Here is a 17,715-nt window from a genome sequence, read left to right as displayed (position 1 = left end):
GGGCGACGCCCTCGAAGGGAACACCCAGCCCCATGAGTGACATGACGCAGTCGAACGACGCCGCCCTCGGGGCGCCCACTCCCGTCCTCTCGGTCAGCCCGGTCGTCCTCCCCACCCCCGAACGAGCCGTCGACCTGGAACTCCGCGTCTCCGCACCCGTCCACGGAACCAACCTGCCGATCCTCCTCCTCTCGCACGGCCAGGGTTACTCGAACCACCTCTCCTCACTGAACGGCTACGCGCCGCTGGCCCACTTCTGGGCGGCGCACGGGTTCGTCGTCCTCCAACCCACCCACCTCAGCTCGCGCTCGCTGAACCTGCCGCCGGACACCCCCGGGGGCCCCATGCACTGGCGCTCGCGCGCCGAGGACATGACGCGCGTCCTGGACCGGCTCGACGAGATCGAGGCCGCCGTGCCGCACCTCGCCGGCCGCCTGGACCGCGAGCGGGTCGCGGTCGCCGGACACTCGATGGGCGGGCACACCGCGAGCCTGCTGTTGGGCGCCCGGTACGTCGATCCGCGCGACGGCGGCGAGGTGATACTGGCCGAACCCCGGATCAGGGCGGGCGTGTTGCTCGCCGCGCCGGGGCGCGGGGGCGACGCGCTGGTCGAGTCGGCCGCCGAGTTCGTCGGTTTCCTCACCCACACGGACTACGCCACGATGACCACGCCCGCCCTCGTGGTCATCGGCGACCGGGACGACTCGTCCCACCTCACCCACCTCGGCCCGGCCTGGCACGCCGACCCGTACGCGCTGGCCCCCGCCCCCAAGACCCTGCTCACCCTGCACGGCGGGGAACACGGGCTCGGCGGGGTCTCCGGCTACGACGTCGCCGAGACGACGGACGAGAGCCCCGAGCGCGTCTCCGCCATCCAGCGCCTGACCTGCGCGTACCTCCGCAGCCAGCTCTACGCGGGCGACCCCGCCTGGCAGACGGTGAGCCAGGCCCTGACGACCGGCCCGAACGCGCTGGGCCAGGTCGAGTCGAAGTGAGCGGTGGATAGGCGGCGCCCTACCCCGGCATCCCTGTTTCGGTGTCCCTGTTGCGGCATCCCTGTCCGGCGCCCCCCGTCCCGGCGCCCCCCGTCCCGGCGCCCTCCGGCCCGGCATTCCCGTCCCGGCAAGGGCTGGGCCGCCGCGCCGCCCCCTCGGATACTGGCCGCATGGGATTCGTCGTCTTCATGACCCTGCCCGGCCTGGTCATCGCGCTGACGGTGGTGGCCCTCGTGGACCAACTCTTGCTCCGGGCGGGCCGCGCCGGGTTGCTCCCGTGGCGCAACAGCGCCCGGCAGGGCCAGATCTCGGCTACCGGCTTCGAGCAACTCCACGCCAGCTTCTCGCCGGGCAAGCAACACGAGCTGAAAGAACGCCAGTCGGCCCTCGTCCTGCCGGACGACGAGGACGACGGCGCCCCACCACACCGGACCACGGTCGACCTGGAGCGCGGGACGGTGGTGGTGCGGGTGTCGGGTGGGGGGCGGTAGGGGACGCGGCGTGGGGGTGGTCCGGCGTGGGGCCTACGGCCGGTATCGGCCGTGGCGGCAGCGCTAGGCCGCCAGCAGCGGGGTGAGTTCGGCGGCCCACTCCGGGTAGAGCGCGACCTTCTCCTCGTGCAGGGCGAGGACGTCCCGGGCCAGGGTGGGCGACATGTCGTCGGAGAGGTCCGGGCCGATGGCGATCCTGGCCAGGTACGGCATGATCTGCGGATCGCCGGCCAGGTGCACCGGGTCGTGCATGTAGCGCCGCAGGGCCGGCAGGTCGGCGATGCCCACGCAGAAGGCGTGGGTGAGGCGGTCGGGGTCGCCGAGGTTCTGGCCCACGGTCGAGAACGACACCGACTCGACGGCGGCCGTGCGCCGGAACACCTCCAGCACGCGCTCGCGCTCCTCCTCGGTCACGCTCTCCTTGAACGCGAAACGCAGCATGTGAACGATCACCTCTGCCTCACCTCTACCTTCTCGTTGAACCCACGGGTTCAAGAATCCTGTCTCGGAAGTTCAGCCTTAGACTGAACCCATGGGTTCAGAAATGTCAACGGGCGGCGGGGCGGCGCCCCGTGGGCGGACGGAGCGGCGGCAGGCGATCCTGGACGGCGCGTTCACCGTCTTCGCGCGGCAGGGGTACGCGCAGGCGTGCGTGAAGGACATCGCCCAGGAGGCGCGCGTCGCCAAGCCGACCGTCTACAACCACCTGCACGACAAGGAGAGCCTCTACCGCGAGGCCGTCGAGGCCGCCGCCGACCGGATCGGCGCGCGGAGCATCGCCGCCGTCGAGGGGCTGCGCGAGGCCGCCACCGACCGCGCCCCGCGCGACCGGCTCACGGCCGTGGCCCGCGACCTGCTCCGCACCTGGAACGACGAAGAGGCCCGTGCCGTACGGCAGTTGGCCTGCGCGCAGGCCGCGCAGTTCCCCGACCTGGCGGCGAGCGTCCGCGAGCGCACGGCCCTGCGCGTACGGTCCGCCCTCGCCGACCGGTTGGCCCGGCTGGCCCTCGCCGGCCACCTGCGCGCGAGCGACCCGGAGCAGGCCGCCGAACACTTCCTCTCGCTGCTCACCGGCCCGCTGGACTACCGCCCGACCGCCGACCCGGACACCGTCGCGGCCAGCGCCGTGGACGTCTTCCTGCGCGCGTACGGAGCCTGACCCGGCCGCCCTGGCCGTGGGGCCCGCGCGTGGGGCCGTCCGCCGGGGGCCCGCCGGGCGCTGACCGACGGACGACCTGGCCGGCCCACTCCGCGACCTCACCCACCGACTCCTTCCCGCACGCCCCGCACCCCCCGCACCGACTCGATCGCCCGCGCCAGGCTGTCCGCGCCGTGGCCGAGGGCTAGTTGGTCCGTGAACAGGGACTGGAGGGGGGCCAGCAGGTCCGTGGGGATGCCCTGGGCCTGGCTGGCGGTGAGGATGGAGGCGAGGCCGGCCGCGTTGATGTCCAGGTTGGAGGTCTCGGTGGCGTACGCGCCGGCGTCGATCTCGGCCGCGAAGCCCGGCAGCGCGGCGGCGGCGTCCCGGAGCCAGCGCACCAGCGGGTCGGTCAGGTCGGTGGCCGTGATGCCGTACGTCTCGGCGAGCGCCACCGCGTGGAAGAAGCCCGCGAACATGCCGTACATGCCGCTGAGGATCGCCGTGTCGTAGCCCGCCGCCGTCTCCGGGCGCTCGCCGGTGAACCGGGCCGAGCCGAAGAGTTCGAGCCGTTCGCGGTGGGCCGCGAAGGCCGCGGGCGAGCCGCTGTAGAGGACGAACGCGCTCGGCGTGCCGATGGTCTGCGGCACCGCGTACACGGCCCCGTCCAGGTACGACGCGCCCTGCGCGGCCACCCACGGGGCGATGTCGCCGACCTGTTCGGGGGTGCCGGAGGTGACGTTGAGCAGTACGCGGCCGGCGAGTACGTCGGCGGCGGGGGTGAGGAGGTCGCGCACCACGGCGTAGTCGAGCACGCAGACGATCACCAGGTCGGCCGCCGCGACCGCCTCGGCCACCGTCTCCGCGCGCCGCGCGCCCCGCTCGACCAGCGGTTCGGCACGGGCGGCCGACCGGTTCCAGACGGTCACCCGGTAGCCGGCGTCCAGGAGCGTCCCGGCCAGCACGCGGCCCAGGTTGCCGAGCCCGATGACCGCGATGTGCTGGTCGTGATCGTTCCCGGGTCGGGGCTGGGGCGGGGTGGTGGGTTGGGGCTGGGGCTGGGGCTGGGGTTCGGTGTTGGGCATGGCGTGGCTCCTGTGGCTGGTGTGGGTGTGGGTGTGGCCGGCGTACGTCGCGTACGTGGCGGGGTGCTCCACGGCGCCGGCTCGGCGGCCCCCGGGGCGTGGTCTCACCCTGCGGGTGGGGGCTGCCGGTCGGCTGTCGGTTCGCTGTCGGTCGCCCGACGCGGGTGGGCGCGCCGGTGGGAACGCGGGCGGGGAGCGCGGGCGGGCGCGCCGGTAGGCACGCGGGCGGGGAGGTGGCGGGAACGCGGGTGGGAACGGTCGTTCGAGGCGGCGGGCTATCGTGATCTCCATGCGATTCGGGGTGCTGGGCCCGCTCGCCGTGTGGACGGCGGACGGCGCGCCCGTGCCGGTCCCGGGGGCGAAGGTGCGGGTGCTGCTCGCGCGGCTGCTCGTGGACCCGGGGCGGCCGGTGGCCGTGGAGCGGCTGGTGGACGCCCTGTGGGACGACGACGCGCTCCCCGCGCACCCGACCAACGCACTCCAGGGCAAGGTGTCGCAGCTCCGCCGCGTGCTGGCGGCGGCCGAGCCGGGCGGTCGGGACCTGCTCACCGCCGGCCCGGCCGGCTACGCGCTCCGGGCCGGCGCCCCCGCTGACGTTCCCACTGCCACGGACGGCGCGGCTGTCGACGCGGCCCACTTCGCCGCGCTGCTCCGCCAGTCCCGCGACACGGCGGACCCGCGCGACCGCGTGCGGGTGCTGACGCGGGCGCTTGAGCTGTGGCGCGGCGAGGCGTTCGCCGACTTCGCGGACCGCCCGTTCGCGCGGGCGGCCGTCACCCGGCTCGACGAGGACCGGCTGACCGCGTGGGAGGAGCGCGCCGAGGCCCGCCTCGCGCTGGGCGAACACGCCGCGCTGACCGGCGAGCTGAGCGCCCTGGTCGAGCGCTACCCGCTACGGGAGCGGCTGCGGGCCGCGCACCTGCGGGCCCTCTACCTGGCCGGGCGGCCGGGCGAGGCCCTGGCGGAGTACGCCGCGCTGCGCCGCCGCCTGGCCGACGAACTGGGCCTGAGCCCGAGCCCCGAACTCGCCGCCCTCCAGCAGGCCATGCTCCGCCAGGACCCGTTCCTCGACGCGCAGCCGGCCCCGCCCGGGGCGCGCGTCACGGGCGGGGCCGCGCCCGGTGCGGTGCCGAACCGCGTACCGGGCCCCGCCGCCCCGGCGTCCCCCCGCCCCGGCCCGGACCCCGACCCCGGCACCCGCCCCGGCCCAGGCCCCGGCCTGGGCCCCGGCCCCGGCAACCTGCCGGCCCCCGTCTCGCCGCTCATCGGCCGCGCCGACGCCGTGTCCGCCGTCGCCGAACTCCTCGGCCCGCACCGCCTGGTGACCCTCACCGGACCGGGCGGCGTCGGCAAGACACGCCTCGCCCTCGCCGCAGCGGCCCGGCTCCGGGGCCGCGCCATCACCCCGTACGCCGACGGCCCGACCGCTGGGGATCCGTCCGCCCACGACGCGACCACCGGTGGCGGCTTTCCGGACGGGGTGTGGCTGGTGGAACTGGCCACTCTCGACACCGAAGCCCAGGCGGACCCGGACGCGGGCGCCGGCGCGAACCAGGACGCGTACGAGCCGGGGCCGCACGACGCGGGCACGTACGCCGTGGTCGAGCGCGTGCTGAAGGTGCTGGCCATCCGCGACGACATCCCGCACTCGCCCAGCCCCCAGCCCGACCTTGGACCCGATCCCGATCCCGATCCCGATCCCGGACCCGATTCCGCCTCCGCCCCTGACCCCACCCCCACCCCCGCTCCCGATTCCGGCCGAACGGCTCCCCCGCGCGCGTGCGGGTCCGCCCGGCTCGATCGGTTGGTGGGGGCGGTGCGCGCGATGCGGGTGTTGCTGGTGCTGGACAACTGCGAGCACCTCGTGGAGCCGGTCGGGCGCGTGGTGGCGGCGCTGCTGCGGGCCGCGCCCGGGCTGTGCGTGCTGGCCACCAGTCAGGAACCACTCGGCGTCGCCGGGGAGCGGGTGTGGCCCGTACCGCCCCTGGAGCTGCCGGCCCCGGCGAGCGACGCGGACCCGTCCGCCCTCGAAGAGTTCGGTTCCGTCCAGCTCTTCGTGGCCCGCGCGGCGAGCGCCCCCGGCTTCGCCCTCACGGCGGCCAACGCCCCGGCCGTCGCGGCGCTCTGCCGCCGCCTGGACGGCCTGCCGCTCGCCCTGGAGTTGGCGGCGGCCCGGGTCCGCACGCTGGGCGTGCACGGGCTCGCCGCGCGCCTCGACGAGCGGCTCACCCTCCTCTCCGGCGGCCACCGCGACGCCCCCGCCCGCCACCGCACCCTGCGCACGATGATCGACTGGAGCTGGGGGCTCCTCACCGACCCCGAGCGCGCCGTGCTGCGCCAACTCGCCGTCTTCGCGGGCGGCTGCACGCCGGAGGCGGCCGAGGCCGTGTGCGGCCAGGCGGCGGTCGCGGGGCAGGACGGCTCCGGCCGGGTGCTCGACGTGCTCGCCCGGCTGGTGGAACGGTCCCTGGTGGTGCTGGACGACGGGCCGATGGGCCCGCGCTACCGGCTCCTGGAGTCGGTGAGCGCGTACGGCGCGGAGCGGCTGCGCGCGGCCGGCGAGGCGGACGCCGTACGCGAGCGGCACGGCCGGTACTACGCCGACCTCGCGGAACGGGTCGCGCCCCGGCTGCGCGGGCCCGAGCAACGGCACTGGCTTGAGCGCCTGGACGACGAGGGAGCCAACCTGCGCCGGGCGCTCGACCACGCCGTACGCCATGACGCTCGCGGCGACCGCGCGTTGCGCCTGGTGAACGCGCTCGCCTGGTACTGGGTGGTGCGCGGCCGGCTCGCCGAGGCCGGCCGCGCGCTGGCCGCCGCCCTGGCCACGGGCCCGCACCCGCCCGCTGCCATCACCCCACCCCGCGCCCTGGCCACCGCCTGGCACACCGCCATCGCCCTCACCACGGGCACCGTCGAGCACCCGGTAACCATCGACCACCCGAGTCGCGTCGGGCACCCGGGCCACGTCGCGGAGCCGCCCAACCCGACGGCGATCGACGCCCCCGGCGCCCCCGGCATCCCCGAGAACACCGAGATCGCCGACATCGTCGGCATCGCCGACACCCCCGCCGTCGCTGAGCCCGGGGAAGGCGGCTCCGGGGCCCGCATTCGGGCCGTCCTGCGGGCGTACGACGCGCTGGACGACCCGCACGGCCGCGCCACCGCGCTGTGGCTGCTCGGCACGGCCCAGTTGGGGGCCGGGGACGTGGCGACCGGTGAGGAGTTGGTCGACCAGGCCCTCGCCGGGTTCCGCGCGCTGGGTGACACCTGGGGCACCGCCGCGGCGCTCAGCGTGCGGGCCCGGCACGCGATGGCGCGCGGCGACCTCGACGCGGTGCGGCACGACGGCGAGTTGAGCGCGCGTCTCTTCCGCGGCCTCGGCGACCGCTGGGGCCAGGCACAGACCGTCTTCCCGCTCGCCACGCTGGCCGAGATCACCGGCGACTACCCGCGCGCCACCCGACTGCACCGCGCGGGCCTGGAGATCGCGGAGGAGTTGGGCCTGGGGGCGGAGGTGTCCCGGCGCCACACGGGGCTCGGCCGCATCGCCCTGCTGACCGGCGACACCGCGCGGGCCCGCGCCCACCACACCCGCGCGCTCCACCTGGCCCGCGCGCAGAACTTCCGATCCGGCCAGGTCAGCGCCGAGATCGGGCTCGCGCTCGGGGCTCGGGCCGAGGGCGACCTCGACACGGCCGAGCACCATCTGGACGCGCTTCTGGACTGGTTCCGGGAGACGGGTTACGGCCCGGGCGGCAGCCTCGTCCTGGCCGAACTGGGCTTCGTGGCCGAACTGCGCGGCGACGCGGCCACCGCGCTCGCCCGGCACCTGGACGGCTACGCCGTCGCGCGCGGGCTCGGCGACCCGCGCGCGCTCGCCCTGGCCCTGGAAGGGTTGGCGGGCGCGCGGGCCCTGGCCGGCGCGGCCGATGACGCCGCCGCGCTGCTCGGCGCCGCCGCGGCGGCCCGCGACTCGGTGGCCAGCCCGCTGCCGCCGGCCGAGCGCACCGACGTGGACCGCGTCACGGCGGCGGCCCGCGCGGCCCTCGGCGCACCGGAGTTCGCCACCGCCTTCGCCCACGGCACCCGCCTGTCCCCCGCGGACGCCGTACGGGACCACGTCCCCGGCCGCAGCGCGTCGTGGCCCCCCTGACCTGCTGCCCCTCGCGATCGAGACGCGCCACGCGGCAACCGCACGCCCCCGTCCCGCGTCTTCGCCCTCGCGCACGACAGGCACGACAGGCACGACAGGCACGACAGGCACGGCAGCAAGCACGGCAGGCACAACGGGCGCGGCAGGCACGACAAGGCACGACAAGCACACGGAGAACGGTGGCGGGGGAACGGTGAACGACGTCAGCTACGCCGAGAGGTCATGGGTTCCCCTGGCCGTCACGGTCGAACTCAACGACAGGTCGCTGCGGGTCGGCGGGACCCGTACGCCGCTGTCCCACCTCAACATGGTGGCGATGGCCGACGCGTTCCTGCGCGGCCAGTGGCTCGGCGGGGGCGGGGCCGAGCGCCCGCTCGACGGGCTGCCCACGGGCAGCGGCGTCGTACCGGTGGTCCGCGCCTCGGGCTCGGTCAAACCGGTGAAGGCACGCCGGGCGCGGGAGTTCGCCGACGCGCTGGGGCAGATGGCCGTGCGCGTGAGCGGCGGCGCCGAGGCGGTGGCCACGGCCGCCGCCCAGGCGCGCGGCGAGGGCGTACCGCTGTGGATAGCCCGCCGCCAGGCGCCCGGGCCGACCGGCCCCATCACCGTGACCGTCGACCGCCGGCTGGTGCGCGCCGACGTGTGGGGCGCGGACACGCCGGTCGTCCGCCTGCGCGGCCCGTACGGCATGCCGTACGGAACCCGGGACGCGGCCAGCCTGCTCACGGTGACCGTCGACGAGCGGCCGGCGTCGCTCGCCGTGCGGCAGAGTTGGCGCAAGTCGCAGCGCGCCGTCACCCTGCGGACCGAGCGGGGCGAGTGGGAGCTGCGCCGGTACGACCACCGCGGTTCCGAACTGCGCCGCGACGGCCGGCTGGTGGCCCGCCTGACCCGGGCCGAGCCGGCCCGCACCCGCGACCAGCCGCTGCTGCCGCTCGCCGGCGTGCGCTACGAGAGCGCGGACCCGCTCGACGCCGTGCTGGCCCAGTTCTTCGCGATCGCCTTCGCCCTCGGCGACGGCACCGGCTCGATCCGCTTCGGCACCCGCCGCCCCGCTCCCGACCCGGGCGAGCCGATCACCTGGGAGCAGCCGTGGTTCACCCACATCGGCGGCGGCAGCGACGACTCGGGCGGCGGCTCCGGCGGGGACGGCTGGGGTGACGGCGGCGGGAGCGACGGCGGCGGAGGCGATGGTGGCGGGGGCGGCGACGGGGGTGGCGGGGGCGGGGGCGACTAGGCACGTCCGCCGACGCCACGCGCGGCTCCAACTGCCAAACACAGTGCGGTTGTTGCGGCGGTGCTACAGGCACATGTACGGGCGGCCCGGTGACTTCCGGAGGGCGTTCGCGCACCCGTACCGTGCTGTGGCGATCACCGAGCGTCGCGCCGAGAGGAAGCTGGTGCAGCATGTCCGTCACCGACGAGTACCTGGCCAACAACGAGACGTACGCCGCTTCCTTCGAAGGGCCGCTGCCGCTGCCGCCCTCCCGTCACGTGGCGGTGGTGGCCTGCATGGACGCGCGGCTGAACGTGTACGCGGCGCTGGGCATCCGGGAGGGTGAGGCGCACGTCATCCGTAACGCCGGGGGCGCGGTCACCGAGAACGAGATCCGGTCGCTGGCGATCAGCCAACGGCTGCTCGGCACGCGGGAGATCGTGCTCGTCCACCACACCGACTGCGGGATGCTGACGTTCTCGGACGACGCGTTCCGGCGGCAGATCGAGGAGGAGACGGGCATCCGACCGCCGTGGGCGGCGGAGGCGTTCGGCGACGTGGAACAGGACGTGCGGCAGTCGGTGCGGCGGATCAAGACCAGCCCGTTCGTGCCCCACACGGACGCCGTGCGCGGCTTCGTCTTCGACGTGGCGACGGGGCGCCTCAACGAGGTGAGGTGACCGAGGGCTCCGGGCGGGGCGCCGGGGCCGGTGAGCTCCGGGCGGGGCGCCGGGGCCGGTGAGCTCCGGGCGGGGCGCCGGGGCCGGTGAGCTCCGGGCGGGGCGCCGGGGCCGGTGGGCTTCTGGCGGGTCCACCGGCCCCGGTACGGCCGAGCGTCGGGCCGGGCCCGAGCGCCCGCCGCGCGGGCCCCGCTGACCGGCCGCCCCCGCCCGGGCCGCCGCCTACACCACCCCGGCCCCGCCCGCGATCCGGTTGATCTCCCGGCTGCGCACCACCCGTTCGCCGCCGCCGCGCCGCCCGACGACGGCGATCATGGCCTGCCCCAACCGCTCCGTCGAGGTCACCTGCCCGGGCGCGACCCGGCGCAGCACCGGGTAGGCCCAGGAGGTGGCCGCGTACGCCGCCCGGTACAGCGGCGTCTTGGACCGCTCGCCGTGCACCGGGTGGATGTAGTTCGGCCGGAACAGGTACGCGTCCAGGCCGTCCATCGCCAGCAGCGCGTTCTCCGTCTCCCCCTTGACCCGCGCCCACCTGGCCCGGGACCGGCCGGTGCCGTCGGTGCCCTCGCCGGAGACGTAGGTGAAGGTGAGCCCCGAGCTGCGCTCGGCCAGCTCGCGCGCCCCGGCGAGCGTGTAGTCGTACGTCACCCGCCGGTACTCCGCCGCGCTCCTGCCGCTGGCCGATATGCCCAGGCACCAGAAGCAGGCGTCGAGGCCGGCCAGCTCGGTGCCGATGGGCGCGAAGTCGGTGAAGTCGCCGTGGATGACCTCCCGCAGCTTGGGGTGGGGCCGCCCGAGCGAGGTCCGGCCGACCGCGAGCACGCTCTCCACCCGGGAGTCGAGCAGGCACTCCCGCAGCACGCCCTGGCCGACCATCCCGGTCGCGCCGAAGATCACTACCTTCACGGCAAGCCGTCCCCTCTGTCGATCCACCGATCCACCGATCCACCGATCCGCTTCGCGAGCCGGGTACGCGCCGTACCGGCCACCCACCCACCCGCCGACCCGATCTTGCCCCGCCCGGGCCGGGCCCGCCATGGCCGGGCACCGGACGCCTGGCCACCGCCCGCCCAGCGCGGCGTCACCTGCCCCCGCGCGCCCGGACCCGCGGGCCCCGGCGTGGCGCGCGGTCGCGGAGGGCGGGGGTGCGGGAAAGGATGGCCGTACCGTACGTCCCCCGCGACCGCCCGGCACGAGAGGAGGACGGGGACAGCCCGGGCCGCGTCCGCCGCCGGCCCCGGCGCCCTGACCGCCCATGGACACCAGCATCCGGCTCGCCCAGGAGCCCGCCGCCGACGCCCTGCTCAGCCGCAGTCCGCTGGCCACCCTGATCGGCATGCTGCTCGATCAGCAGGTCCCGATGGAGTGGGCCTTCGCCGGTCCGCACACCATCGCCAGCCGGCTGGGCGCCGACGACCTCGACGCCCACGACATCGCCGGCCGCGACCCGGAGGAGTTCGCCGCGTTGCTGTCCGCCAAGCCCGCCGTGCACCGCTACCCGGGCTCGATGGCGGGGCGCGTGCAGCAGCTCTGCGCGTATCTGGTCGAGCACTACGACGGCGACCCCACCAACCTGTGGCGCGACTGCGACGACGGCAGGGAGGTGCTGCGCCGCCTGAACGACCTGCCGGGCTTCGGCAAGCAGAAGTCCCAGATCTTCCTGGCCCTGCTCGGCAAGCAACTCGGCGTGCGGCCGGCGGGCTGGCGGGAGGCGGCGGGGGCGTACGGCGAGGAGGGCGCGTACCGCTCCGCCGCCGACATCACGGGCCCCGAGACGCTGGCCAAGGTCCGCGCGTACAAGCAGAGCGCCAAGCAGGCCGCCCGCGCGGCCAAGGGCGAGACGGGCAGTGGGACGAGCGGCGTGGCGGGCGGCGGGGCGCGGAAACCGGCCGCCGGGGGCGGGCGTGGCGGGGCGAAGCCGCGCGGTTGAGCCGGAGCCGACCGGGGTCAGTGCGCGTCAGCTCCCGATATGCGGCCCTATGTCGGCTCCGTACTCTCCGCTCATGGCTGCGCCGGGTGCCACCGGCCCGGTAGGCTTTCCGTGTGATCTTCAAGCGCATCGGAAACGGGCGGCCGTACCCCGACCACGGCCGGGAAAGCACCCGCCAGTGGGCGGATGTGGCCCCACGCCCGGTACGTCTTGACCAGCTCGTCACCACGAAGCAGCAGCTCGATCTGGAGACGCTGCTCGCGGAGGACTCGACGTTCTACGGCGACCTGTTCGCCCACGTCGTGAAGTGGCAGGGCGACCTGTACCTGGAGGACGGGCTGCACCGCGCGGTGCGCGCGGCGTTGCAGCAGCGCCAGGTGCTCCACGCCCGCGTGCTGGAACTGGGCTGACGCACCCGCTCGGCCGACCGCGTCGGGCGGTGCTTTCGGCTGCGCCGATCGGGTTGGGGCCGACTCGAACGGTTGATCATTTAGTAGGCATGAGCGGCTGACCGCACTACGCTGCCGACATGAGCATGCTGACGCCCCCCGGCATGGGCGGAAAGTACCGCATCACGGGTGACCGGTACCCGCGAATGCGCCGCCCCAGGAATCGCCATCGGATCGTGTTCGCGGCCATCGGCTCAGCCCTCGCCCTCGGCGTCATCGGCTGGGGAACGCTCCAGCTCATCGACGTGTTCACCGGCGGCGGTGGCAGCACCGCGCACGCCTCCGAGGACCGTGGCGCCTGCGAGCCACAGGGCACGCCGTCGCCCTCGGCCAGACCGCTCCCGAAGCCGGCGGCCATCACCGTCAACGTCTACAACGCCACGACCCGCGGCGGCCTGGCCAAGGAGACCGCCGACGAGCTGCGCAAGCGCGGCTTCAAGGTCGGCAAGGTCGGCAACGCCCCGGCCGCGTACGACAAGAAGGTCAAGGGCGCCGGCGTGGTGCTCGGCCCCAAGACGGCCACCGACGGCCGCACCGACGTGCTCGGCACGCAGCTCGCCGGCGCCCAGACCAGGACCGACGCCCGCAAGGGCCAGGACCTCGACCTGATCATCGGCGACGGCTACCGCAAGCTGGCCGCCGAGCGGGACGCGCGGCGGGCGCTCACCGCGCTCTCCCAGCCGGCGCCCCGCCCCAGCACGAACTGCTGACCCGCTCGGCCGCCGGGCCGCTGACCCGCCGGCCGTCGACCCACCGGCCCGCGCCTGCCGTAACCCGGAGCGCTCCGGTTCGCCTCCACCCCCGCTCCCCCGCCTCGGGGGGCGGCGGGCCGCCCGTGGGTTCAGCCCGCGGTGCCGTACATCCGGTCGCCCGCGTCGCCGAGCCCGGGCACGATGTACCCCTTCTCGTCCAGCCGCTCGTCCACGGACGCGGTGACCACCGTCACCGGCGTCCCCGCCAGCTCCCGCTCCATCACCTCGACGCCCTCCGGCGCCGCCAGCAGGCACAGCGCCGTCACGTCGTCGGCGCCCCGCCCGATCAGCTCCTTGATGGCCGCGACGAGCGTGCCGCCCGTGGCCAGCATCGGGTCCAGGACGTACACCTGGCGGCCGGAGAGGTCGTCGGGCATCCGGGAGGCGTACGTCGACGCCTGGAGCGTCTCCTCGTTCCGCACCATCCCGAGGAAGCCCACCTCGGCCGTGGGCAGCAGCCGCACCATGCCGTCGAGCATGCCGAGACCGGCCCGCAGGATCGGCACGACGAGCGGGCGCGGGTGCGAGAGGCGCACCCCCGTCGTGCGGGTGACCGGGGTCTCGATGTCCACCTGCTCGGTGCGCACGTCGCGCGTCGCCTCGTACGCGAGCAGGGTGACCAGCTCGTCGGAGAGGCGCCGGAAGGTCGGACTGTCGGTGCGCCGATCGCGCAACGTGGTGAGCTTGTGCGCCACCAGCGGGTGGTCGACGACGTGGATACGCATGGCAACGACAGTAACCGAGTACACGTACGACGACCGCTTCGCGCCCGGCCGCCGACAGTCTGTCGCCTCGGTGGCATCAAACCACCGATTCGGGGGAAAGTGGGCACGTACGCCCGGCCCACCGCACCGGAGCCGGGCCCCGCCCGAGGTGGTGTGTCATGTCCGACCCAGACAAACGCGGCGCCCAGACAACGCCGGAGGACGAAGCCGACCGGCGCCGACGACGCGCCGCGTTCCTGCGCGAACTGCACGAGGCGCGCGAGCTGCGCGACCGCGTCCAACCCCGCCGCGCCCGCGCGGCGCGCATGCGACAGGCCATGCGCATGCGCACCTTTCGCTGGTAGCGGAGCGACGAGAGCGCCCCCGCCGGCGGTGGCGCGCCTGTACGACCGGCGCGCCGCCCCGGGGGCCCGCCGCGACACACCGCCCGCGCGGGGCGCGTTTGACCGCCGTCGCGGGCGGACGTCCGGTCGCGCGAGGCCGGCCGCCGCGGCGCGCGGGCCGACCCCGCCGAGCACCCCCCACCCATCGCCGACGACGCCCCGACACACCCCGGCTGAGCAGCGGGCGCGCGCCGGTCGAGCGCGCGCTGAGTGATCACCGAACTACCGAACGTACGTCCGGATCACCGAGCGCTTCCAGGGATGATCCGTCAGTGACAACGCGTCAGAGAGCCGCCCGACGCACTTCGGAAGACCCTTCGCGGCGCGCTGGTTTCTGCCACGATTCCGAGTGGCGGGGCGCTGCCCCGTCGGTCCCGGCACGCCTATGACCAGTGGGAGAGTCACGGTGTACTTCGCCGCACTGCTCGCGCGCACCGAAGACGGGTGGGAAGCGAGCGACACAGACCTCGACGACGTCGAGTCCCTGTCCGATCTGACCGAGCTGGCCCGGGGGGCCGCGGTCGATGAGGAAACGGTGCTCGTCTACATCGAGCAGGAAGAAGCGTGGTTCGGCCTCGTTCGGGTGGACGGCGAGGACGACCCGCGCACCTACGTATCGGACGCGGCGGCAGCCGCCCGCAGCTCGTACGGCGCGATGCTCACCGACGAGCTGACCGAACACGACGCGGAAGCCGATCTCGACCGGCTGGTCGACCTCGACGGCACGGAGGACGGTGAACCCGACGCGGAGGAGGACGACGACGTCGCGCCCGACATCGCGGGCGAGGCCGTGCCGGCCGGCCCGCTCGGCGACCCGGAGGTCCTCGCCGACCTCGGCATCAGCGCCAAGGAGCTGCGCGCACTGGGCGATGACGCGCTCAGTGAGATCGCGGACGTCCTCGGCTGTGGGGAGGTTCTGGAGGCGGTGCGCTGACGGCAGCTGAAGCCGCCGCCCGCCGTCGGCCGGGCGGCGGGACGGCCGCACACTGGTGCCATGACTGATCCCCTGCGCGCCCCCTGGCTCGGGCCGATGCGGCACGCCCTGGAGGAGGCCGTACGGGCTCCGGAGACCGGCGACGTCCCGGTCGGCGCCCTGGTCCTGGGCCCGGACGGCTCCGTGCTCGGCCGGGGGCGCAACGAGCGCGAGGCGACCGGCGACCCCACGGCCCACGCCGAGGTGCTCGCCATTCGCGAGGCGGCGGCCCAGCTCGGCGAGTGGCGGCTGACCGACTGCACGCTGGTGGTCACGCTGGAGCCGTGCACGATGTGCGCGGGGGCGATCGTCCTCGCGCGCCTCGACCGGGTCGTCTACGGGGCGGTGGACGAGAAGGCGGGCGCCGTCGGCTCCCTGTGGGACGTCGTACGCGACCGCCGCCTCAACCACCGCCCCGAGGTCATCCACGGCGTCCTGGCCGACGAGTGCGCCGCCCTGCTGACCCACTTCTTCCGCGACCGCTAGGCCCGTCTCCGCCCCCGCCTCGTACGGGCCGCCCCAGGTGCCACACGCGCCACAAACGGTACGGAAACCCTCCAAATCCTCTCCGCCCCGGAACCGATTTCGGCGCACGGCCCACCGTCCGCTAAGCTCTCTCTCGGTAGCGTGTCCGAGCGGCCTAAGGAGCACGCCTCGAAAGCGTGTGAGGGGGCAACTCCTCCGTGGGTTCAAATCCCACCGCTACCGCTTCTGGGAAACCGCCCCTGACCTGTGAGAACGGGTCAGGGGCGGTTTTTCGTTGTCGCGCGCCGGGTGGCCGGTGCGTCGTCGGGTGCCGTACGACAGGCCGCCGAAGCGGCCCGAGCCCTGGTGGCAGGGGCCTAACGGCCGGGCGTTACCCGCTCACGTCGGTGCGGCTGCGGGACGTGACCGAGGTGTTGTCGGAACGTCAGCGGCCCCGGGAAAGGTGGTGCCCACGCCGCGGGAACGACACCGAAGAGTCCCGCACCGCACGTAGGAGGAACCGCTCATGCGCACTTCTCGGACTCGCACCGCCACCCTGGCCGCCGTCACCGCCGCGCTGGCGCTGGGCCTGACCGCGTGCGGCAGCTCCGACGACGGCTCGAAGGCGAAGGGCGACAAGACCACCGGCACCACGCAGAACCAGACCGTGCCCCCCGAGGACGGCGACGGCGGCAAGGGCAGCACCACCGGCGGCGCGGACGGCGGCGCGGACGGCGCGGGCGACAAGAGCGCCAAGGGCGGCGCGGAGCGGGCCAGCGGCGGCGGTGGCACCAAGGAGGCCGCGCGTGCCAAGACGGCCCCGGACACGGCGGACAACGGCACGACGGCCGACGTCCAGCAGTGCGTCGGCGACGAGATCACGGTCAACGCGGACCACCGCTTCGCCGGCGAGCAGGGCGACCACCTGCTGCTCACCGTGGCGAACACGGGCGACGAGCCGTGCTGGGTCACCTCGTACCCGTCCGTGAAGCTCGGCGACGACCTCGACGACCCGGCACCGCTGCCGCACTCGGAGAAGGACCGCCCGGGCGGCGACGAGCGGATCACGCTCCACCCCGGCACCCCGGTCTACAGCGCGGTGAACCTCTTCGACCACGGCACGGACAACCGCACCGCCACCTCGTTCGCGATGGCGCTGCGGGACACGAACGGCCAGACCCAGCCCTACTACTCCATCGACGTCAAGGGCGACCAGCCGGAGTTCACCTGGACCGAGGCCGACGTGCTGAACTGGAGCACCGAGAAGCCGTACGACTTCTGAGCCTCCACAGGCCACACCTCGGCGCAGTTCGACCCCGCGAAACCGTCAGCGAGCGGCACGGCCCACCCTCCGACGGCGCCCACACGCTCCGACGGCGCCCACATGCTCCGACCGCGTGGACGCCCGGAACGTCCGAGGGCGTGCAGCCTCGTGGTGACGGGCTCGTCTCCCGGCACAACCGCCACCACAACCGCCCCCGCTGCCGGAGAACCGCCCCCGACCTGGGAGAACAGGTCGGGGGCGGGGTGTTTTCCCGGCCGCCGGGAGCGCGGCGCCCGCCCGCGCGTGAGCCCCCGTCGTGCGAGCCGGGGGTGCGTGGCTCGCGCTCGTGGGTGGGACGGCTCAGGGGCCCACGGCCGGGGGCGCGGCGGGGGCTGCCAGTTGCGGGGGCGAGGGTTGCAGTTCGGCCAGGACGAGGGCGCTGGAGGGGATGGTGGCGCGTACTTCCAGGAGGCCGACCAAGGCGGCGTGGAGGCGTTCGACACCTTCGTACGCCTCGTGCGCCAGGACGAGACGGGCGCGGGTCTCCAGGTTCTGCCAGGCGTAGCGGCGGCGGAGGTTGGCCATCTGTCGGGCGTCCGCGCGCAGGAAGCTCGAACCGGCCGAGAAGCCCGCCGACAGGAGGGCCAGCACGGCGGCCGGTACGCGGGCGCCGGCCGAGGCGAGGCCGGCGGCGCCGGAGATGCCGGCCAGGACGGCGGCGGGGAACCCGAGGAAGAGGAAGGTGGCGTTCCACAGCTTGCCGCGGCGCTGGGCGCGCCGGGCGCCGATGTGCGCCTCGGTCAGGATCTGCTCGACCTCGCCACAGAGGTGGCGCCGGCGCGCTTCGGTGTTGTCGGCGGGCGCTGCCGCGGTGTCATCGCCGGTAGTGGGACGCGGTTGGGTGGCGTCGGACACGGTTCCCCCCGTGGGCTGGCGGCCGGACGTGTCCGCCGGATTGTAGGGGAGCCGCAGCGGGTGTCGGGCGGTATCCGGCGAAGCGCCGTACCCGGTCA

At 75.0% G+C, this 17,715-nt stretch carries 18 protein-coding genes and 1 tRNA gene; 14 read left to right on the top strand and 5 right to left on the bottom strand.

What is annotated here, in order from left to right; genetic code table 11:
• Positions 1 to 32 precede the first annotated feature (32 nt).
• Together H7H31_RS17495 and H7H31_RS17490 are read left to right on the top strand one after the other, a co-directional pair.
• The gene (locus H7H31_RS17495) at positions 33 to 995 is read left to right on the top strand and encodes an alpha/beta hydrolase family protein (RefSeq protein ID WP_187063353.1); all 963 of its coding nucleotides are present in this window, start codon (positions 33 to 35) and stop codon (positions 993 to 995) included.
• Positions 996 to 1,165: 170 nt separating this feature from the next.
• Positions 1,166 to 1,486 (top strand): DUF6191 domain-containing protein, encoded by a 321-nt coding sequence (locus H7H31_RS17490; protein WP_187063352.1) that lies wholly within the window; start codon positions 1,166 to 1,168, stop codon positions 1,484 to 1,486.
• Between the two features lie 63 nt (positions 1,487 to 1,549).
• Here the strand turns inward: H7H31_RS17490 and H7H31_RS17485 are convergent, their stop codons facing one another.
• Complete coding sequence (locus H7H31_RS17485; RefSeq protein WP_222625338.1) at positions 1,550 to 1,927, bottom strand: Dabb family protein; 378 nt, start codon at positions 1,925 to 1,927, stop codon at positions 1,550 to 1,552.
• A gap of 91 nt (positions 1,928 to 2,018) precedes the next feature.
• On the opposite strand from H7H31_RS17485, the gene H7H31_RS17480 reads away from it, so the two are divergent.
• A complete protein-coding gene (locus tag H7H31_RS17480; protein WP_187063350.1) occupies positions 2,019 to 2,645 on the top strand; it encodes a TetR/AcrR family transcriptional regulator in 627 nt (208 codons plus the stop codon).
• A 98-nt stretch (positions 2,646 to 2,743) separates the two neighbouring features.
• Here the strand turns inward: H7H31_RS17480 and H7H31_RS17475 are convergent, their stop codons facing one another.
• Positions 2,744 to 3,709, bottom strand: coding sequence for an NAD(P)-dependent oxidoreductase (locus H7H31_RS17475; RefSeq protein ID WP_187117962.1), 966 nt, complete (start codon positions 3,707 to 3,709; stop codon positions 2,744 to 2,746).
• Between the two features lie 289 nt (positions 3,710 to 3,998).
• Between H7H31_RS17475 and H7H31_RS34000 the strand changes: the two genes are divergently transcribed.
• The 3 genes from H7H31_RS34000 (at position 3,999) to H7H31_RS17460 (ending at position 9,761) form a co-directional block, all read left to right on the top strand.
• The gene (locus H7H31_RS34000) at positions 3,999 to 7,865 is read left to right on the top strand and encodes an AfsR/SARP family transcriptional regulator (protein ID WP_232109918.1); all 3,867 of its coding nucleotides are present in this window, start codon (positions 3,999 to 4,001) and stop codon (positions 7,863 to 7,865) included.
• A 193-nt stretch (positions 7,866 to 8,058) separates the two neighbouring features.
• Positions 8,059 to 9,102 (top strand): hypothetical protein, encoded by a 1,044-nt coding sequence (locus tag H7H31_RS17465; RefSeq protein WP_187117961.1) that lies wholly within the window; start codon positions 8,059 to 8,061, stop codon positions 9,100 to 9,102.
• A gap of 170 nt (positions 9,103 to 9,272) precedes the next feature.
• On the top strand, positions 9,273 to 9,761 hold the full coding sequence (locus tag H7H31_RS17460) for a beta-class carbonic anhydrase (RefSeq protein ID WP_187059515.1): 489 nt from the start codon (positions 9,273 to 9,275) through the stop codon (positions 9,759 to 9,761).
• Positions 9,762 to 9,983: 222 nt separating this feature from the next.
• On the opposite strand, the gene H7H31_RS17455 is transcribed toward H7H31_RS17460, so the two are convergent.
• Positions 9,984 to 10,667 carry an NAD-dependent epimerase/dehydratase family protein gene (locus H7H31_RS17455; RefSeq protein WP_187059639.1) on the bottom strand — a complete coding sequence of 228 codons (684 nt, stop codon included), beginning with the start codon at positions 10,665 to 10,667 and terminating at the stop codon, positions 9,984 to 9,986.
• 349 nt (positions 10,668 to 11,016) lie between these two features.
• Between H7H31_RS17455 and H7H31_RS17450 the strand changes: the two genes are divergently transcribed.
• The 3 genes from H7H31_RS17450 to H7H31_RS17440 all read left to right on the top strand — a co-directional run bounded on the left by H7H31_RS17450 (position 11,017) and on the right by H7H31_RS17440 (position 12,850).
• Positions 11,017 to 11,691, top strand: coding sequence for an HhH-GPD-type base excision DNA repair protein (locus H7H31_RS17450; RefSeq protein ID WP_187117960.1), 675 nt, complete (start codon positions 11,017 to 11,019; stop codon positions 11,689 to 11,691).
• Between the two features lie 113 nt (positions 11,692 to 11,804).
• Complete coding sequence (locus H7H31_RS17445; protein WP_003986294.1) at positions 11,805 to 12,101, top strand: type II toxin-antitoxin system VapB family antitoxin; 297 nt, start codon at positions 11,805 to 11,807, stop codon at positions 12,099 to 12,101.
• Between the two features lie 119 nt (positions 12,102 to 12,220).
• Positions 12,221 to 12,850, top strand: a complete 630-nt coding sequence (locus H7H31_RS17440; RefSeq protein ID WP_232109917.1) for a LytR C-terminal domain-containing protein — start codon at positions 12,221 to 12,223, stop codon at positions 12,848 to 12,850.
• A gap of 131 nt (positions 12,851 to 12,981) precedes the next feature.
• On the opposite strand, the gene upp is transcribed toward H7H31_RS17440, so the two are convergent.
• Positions 12,982 to 13,617 (bottom strand): uracil phosphoribosyltransferase, encoded by a 636-nt coding sequence (gene upp, locus H7H31_RS17435; protein ID WP_176162730.1) that lies wholly within the window; start codon positions 13,615 to 13,617, stop codon positions 12,982 to 12,984.
• A gap of 158 nt (positions 13,618 to 13,775) precedes the next feature.
• Between upp and H7H31_RS17430 the strand changes: the two genes are divergently transcribed.
• The 5 genes from H7H31_RS17430 (at position 13,776) to H7H31_RS17410 (ending at position 16,720) form a co-directional block, all read left to right on the top strand.
• Positions 13,776 to 13,961 (top strand): hypothetical protein, encoded by a 186-nt coding sequence (locus H7H31_RS17430; protein WP_187060403.1) that lies wholly within the window; start codon positions 13,776 to 13,778, stop codon positions 13,959 to 13,961.
• Between the two features lie 424 nt (positions 13,962 to 14,385).
• Positions 14,386 to 14,934, top strand: a complete 549-nt coding sequence (locus H7H31_RS17425; protein WP_187060402.1) for a tRNA adenosine deaminase-associated protein — start codon at positions 14,386 to 14,388, stop codon at positions 14,932 to 14,934.
• Positions 14,935 to 14,994: 60 nt separating this feature from the next.
• A complete protein-coding gene (gene tadA / locus H7H31_RS17420; protein ID WP_176162733.1) occupies positions 14,995 to 15,459 on the top strand; it encodes a tRNA adenosine(34) deaminase TadA in 465 nt (154 codons plus the stop codon).
• Positions 15,460 to 15,594: 135 nt separating this feature from the next.
• Positions 15,595 to 15,681: transfer RNA gene (locus H7H31_RS17415), tRNA-Ser, on the top strand.
• A 283-nt stretch (positions 15,682 to 15,964) separates the two neighbouring features.
• On the top strand, positions 15,965 to 16,720 hold the full coding sequence (locus H7H31_RS17410) for a DUF4232 domain-containing protein (RefSeq protein ID WP_187060401.1): 756 nt from the start codon (positions 15,965 to 15,967) through the stop codon (positions 16,718 to 16,720).
• Positions 16,721 to 17,062: 342 nt separating this feature from the next.
• Here H7H31_RS17410 and H7H31_RS17405 read toward each other — a convergent pair whose 3' ends face one another.
• On the bottom strand, positions 17,063 to 17,617 hold the full coding sequence (locus H7H31_RS17405) for a hypothetical protein (RefSeq protein ID WP_187117959.1): 555 nt from the start codon (positions 17,615 to 17,617) through the stop codon (positions 17,063 to 17,065).
• Positions 17,618 to 17,715: the final 98 nt, after the last annotated feature.

This window comes from Streptomyces buecherae (assembly GCF_014295035.1).
Taxonomy (GTDB): Bacteria; Actinomycetota; Actinomycetes; order Streptomycetales; family Streptomycetaceae; genus Streptomyces; species Streptomyces youssoufiensis.
The sequence above is the reverse complement of the archived record's forward strand: the minus strand, read 5'-3'. Positions and strand labels throughout refer to the sequence as shown.

Coding starts and splice junctions, on each gene's coding strand:
- H7H31_RS17495 (WP_187063353.1), top strand. CDS start 33: ATGAGTGACATGACGCAGTCGAACGACGCCGCCCTCGGGGCGCCCACT.
- H7H31_RS17490 (WP_187063352.1), top strand. CDS start 1,166: ATGGGATTCGTCGTCTTCATGACCCTGCCCGGCCTGGTCATCGCGCTG.
- H7H31_RS17485 (WP_222625338.1), bottom strand. CDS start 1,927: ATGCTGCGTTTCGCGTTCAAGGAGAGCGTGACCGAGGAGGAGCGCGAG.
- H7H31_RS17480 (WP_187063350.1), top strand. CDS start 2,019: ATGGGTTCAGAAATGTCAACGGGCGGCGGGGCGGCGCCCCGTGGGCGG.
- H7H31_RS17475 (WP_187117962.1), bottom strand. CDS start 3,709: ATGCCCAACACCGAACCCCAGCCCCAGCCCCAGCCCCAACCCACCACC.
- H7H31_RS34000 (WP_232109918.1), top strand. CDS start 3,999: ATGCGATTCGGGGTGCTGGGCCCGCTCGCCGTGTGGACGGCGGACGGC.
- H7H31_RS17460 (WP_187059515.1), top strand. CDS start 9,273: ATGTCCGTCACCGACGAGTACCTGGCCAACAACGAGACGTACGCCGCT.
- H7H31_RS17450 (WP_187117960.1), top strand. CDS start 11,017: ATGGACACCAGCATCCGGCTCGCCCAGGAGCCCGCCGCCGACGCCCTG.
- H7H31_RS17440 (WP_232109917.1), top strand. CDS start 12,221: ATGAGCATGCTGACGCCCCCCGGCATGGGCGGAAAGTACCGCATCACG.
- upp (WP_176162730.1), bottom strand. CDS start 13,617: ATGCGTATCCACGTCGTCGACCACCCGCTGGTGGCGCACAAGCTCACC.
- H7H31_RS17430 (WP_187060403.1), top strand. CDS start 13,776: ATGTCCGACCCAGACAAACGCGGCGCCCAGACAACGCCGGAGGACGAA.
- H7H31_RS17425 (WP_187060402.1), top strand. CDS start 14,386: ATGACCAGTGGGAGAGTCACGGTGTACTTCGCCGCACTGCTCGCGCGC.
- tadA (WP_176162733.1), top strand. CDS start 14,995: ATGACTGATCCCCTGCGCGCCCCCTGGCTCGGGCCGATGCGGCACGCC.
- H7H31_RS17410 (WP_187060401.1), top strand. CDS start 15,965: ATGCGCACTTCTCGGACTCGCACCGCCACCCTGGCCGCCGTCACCGCC.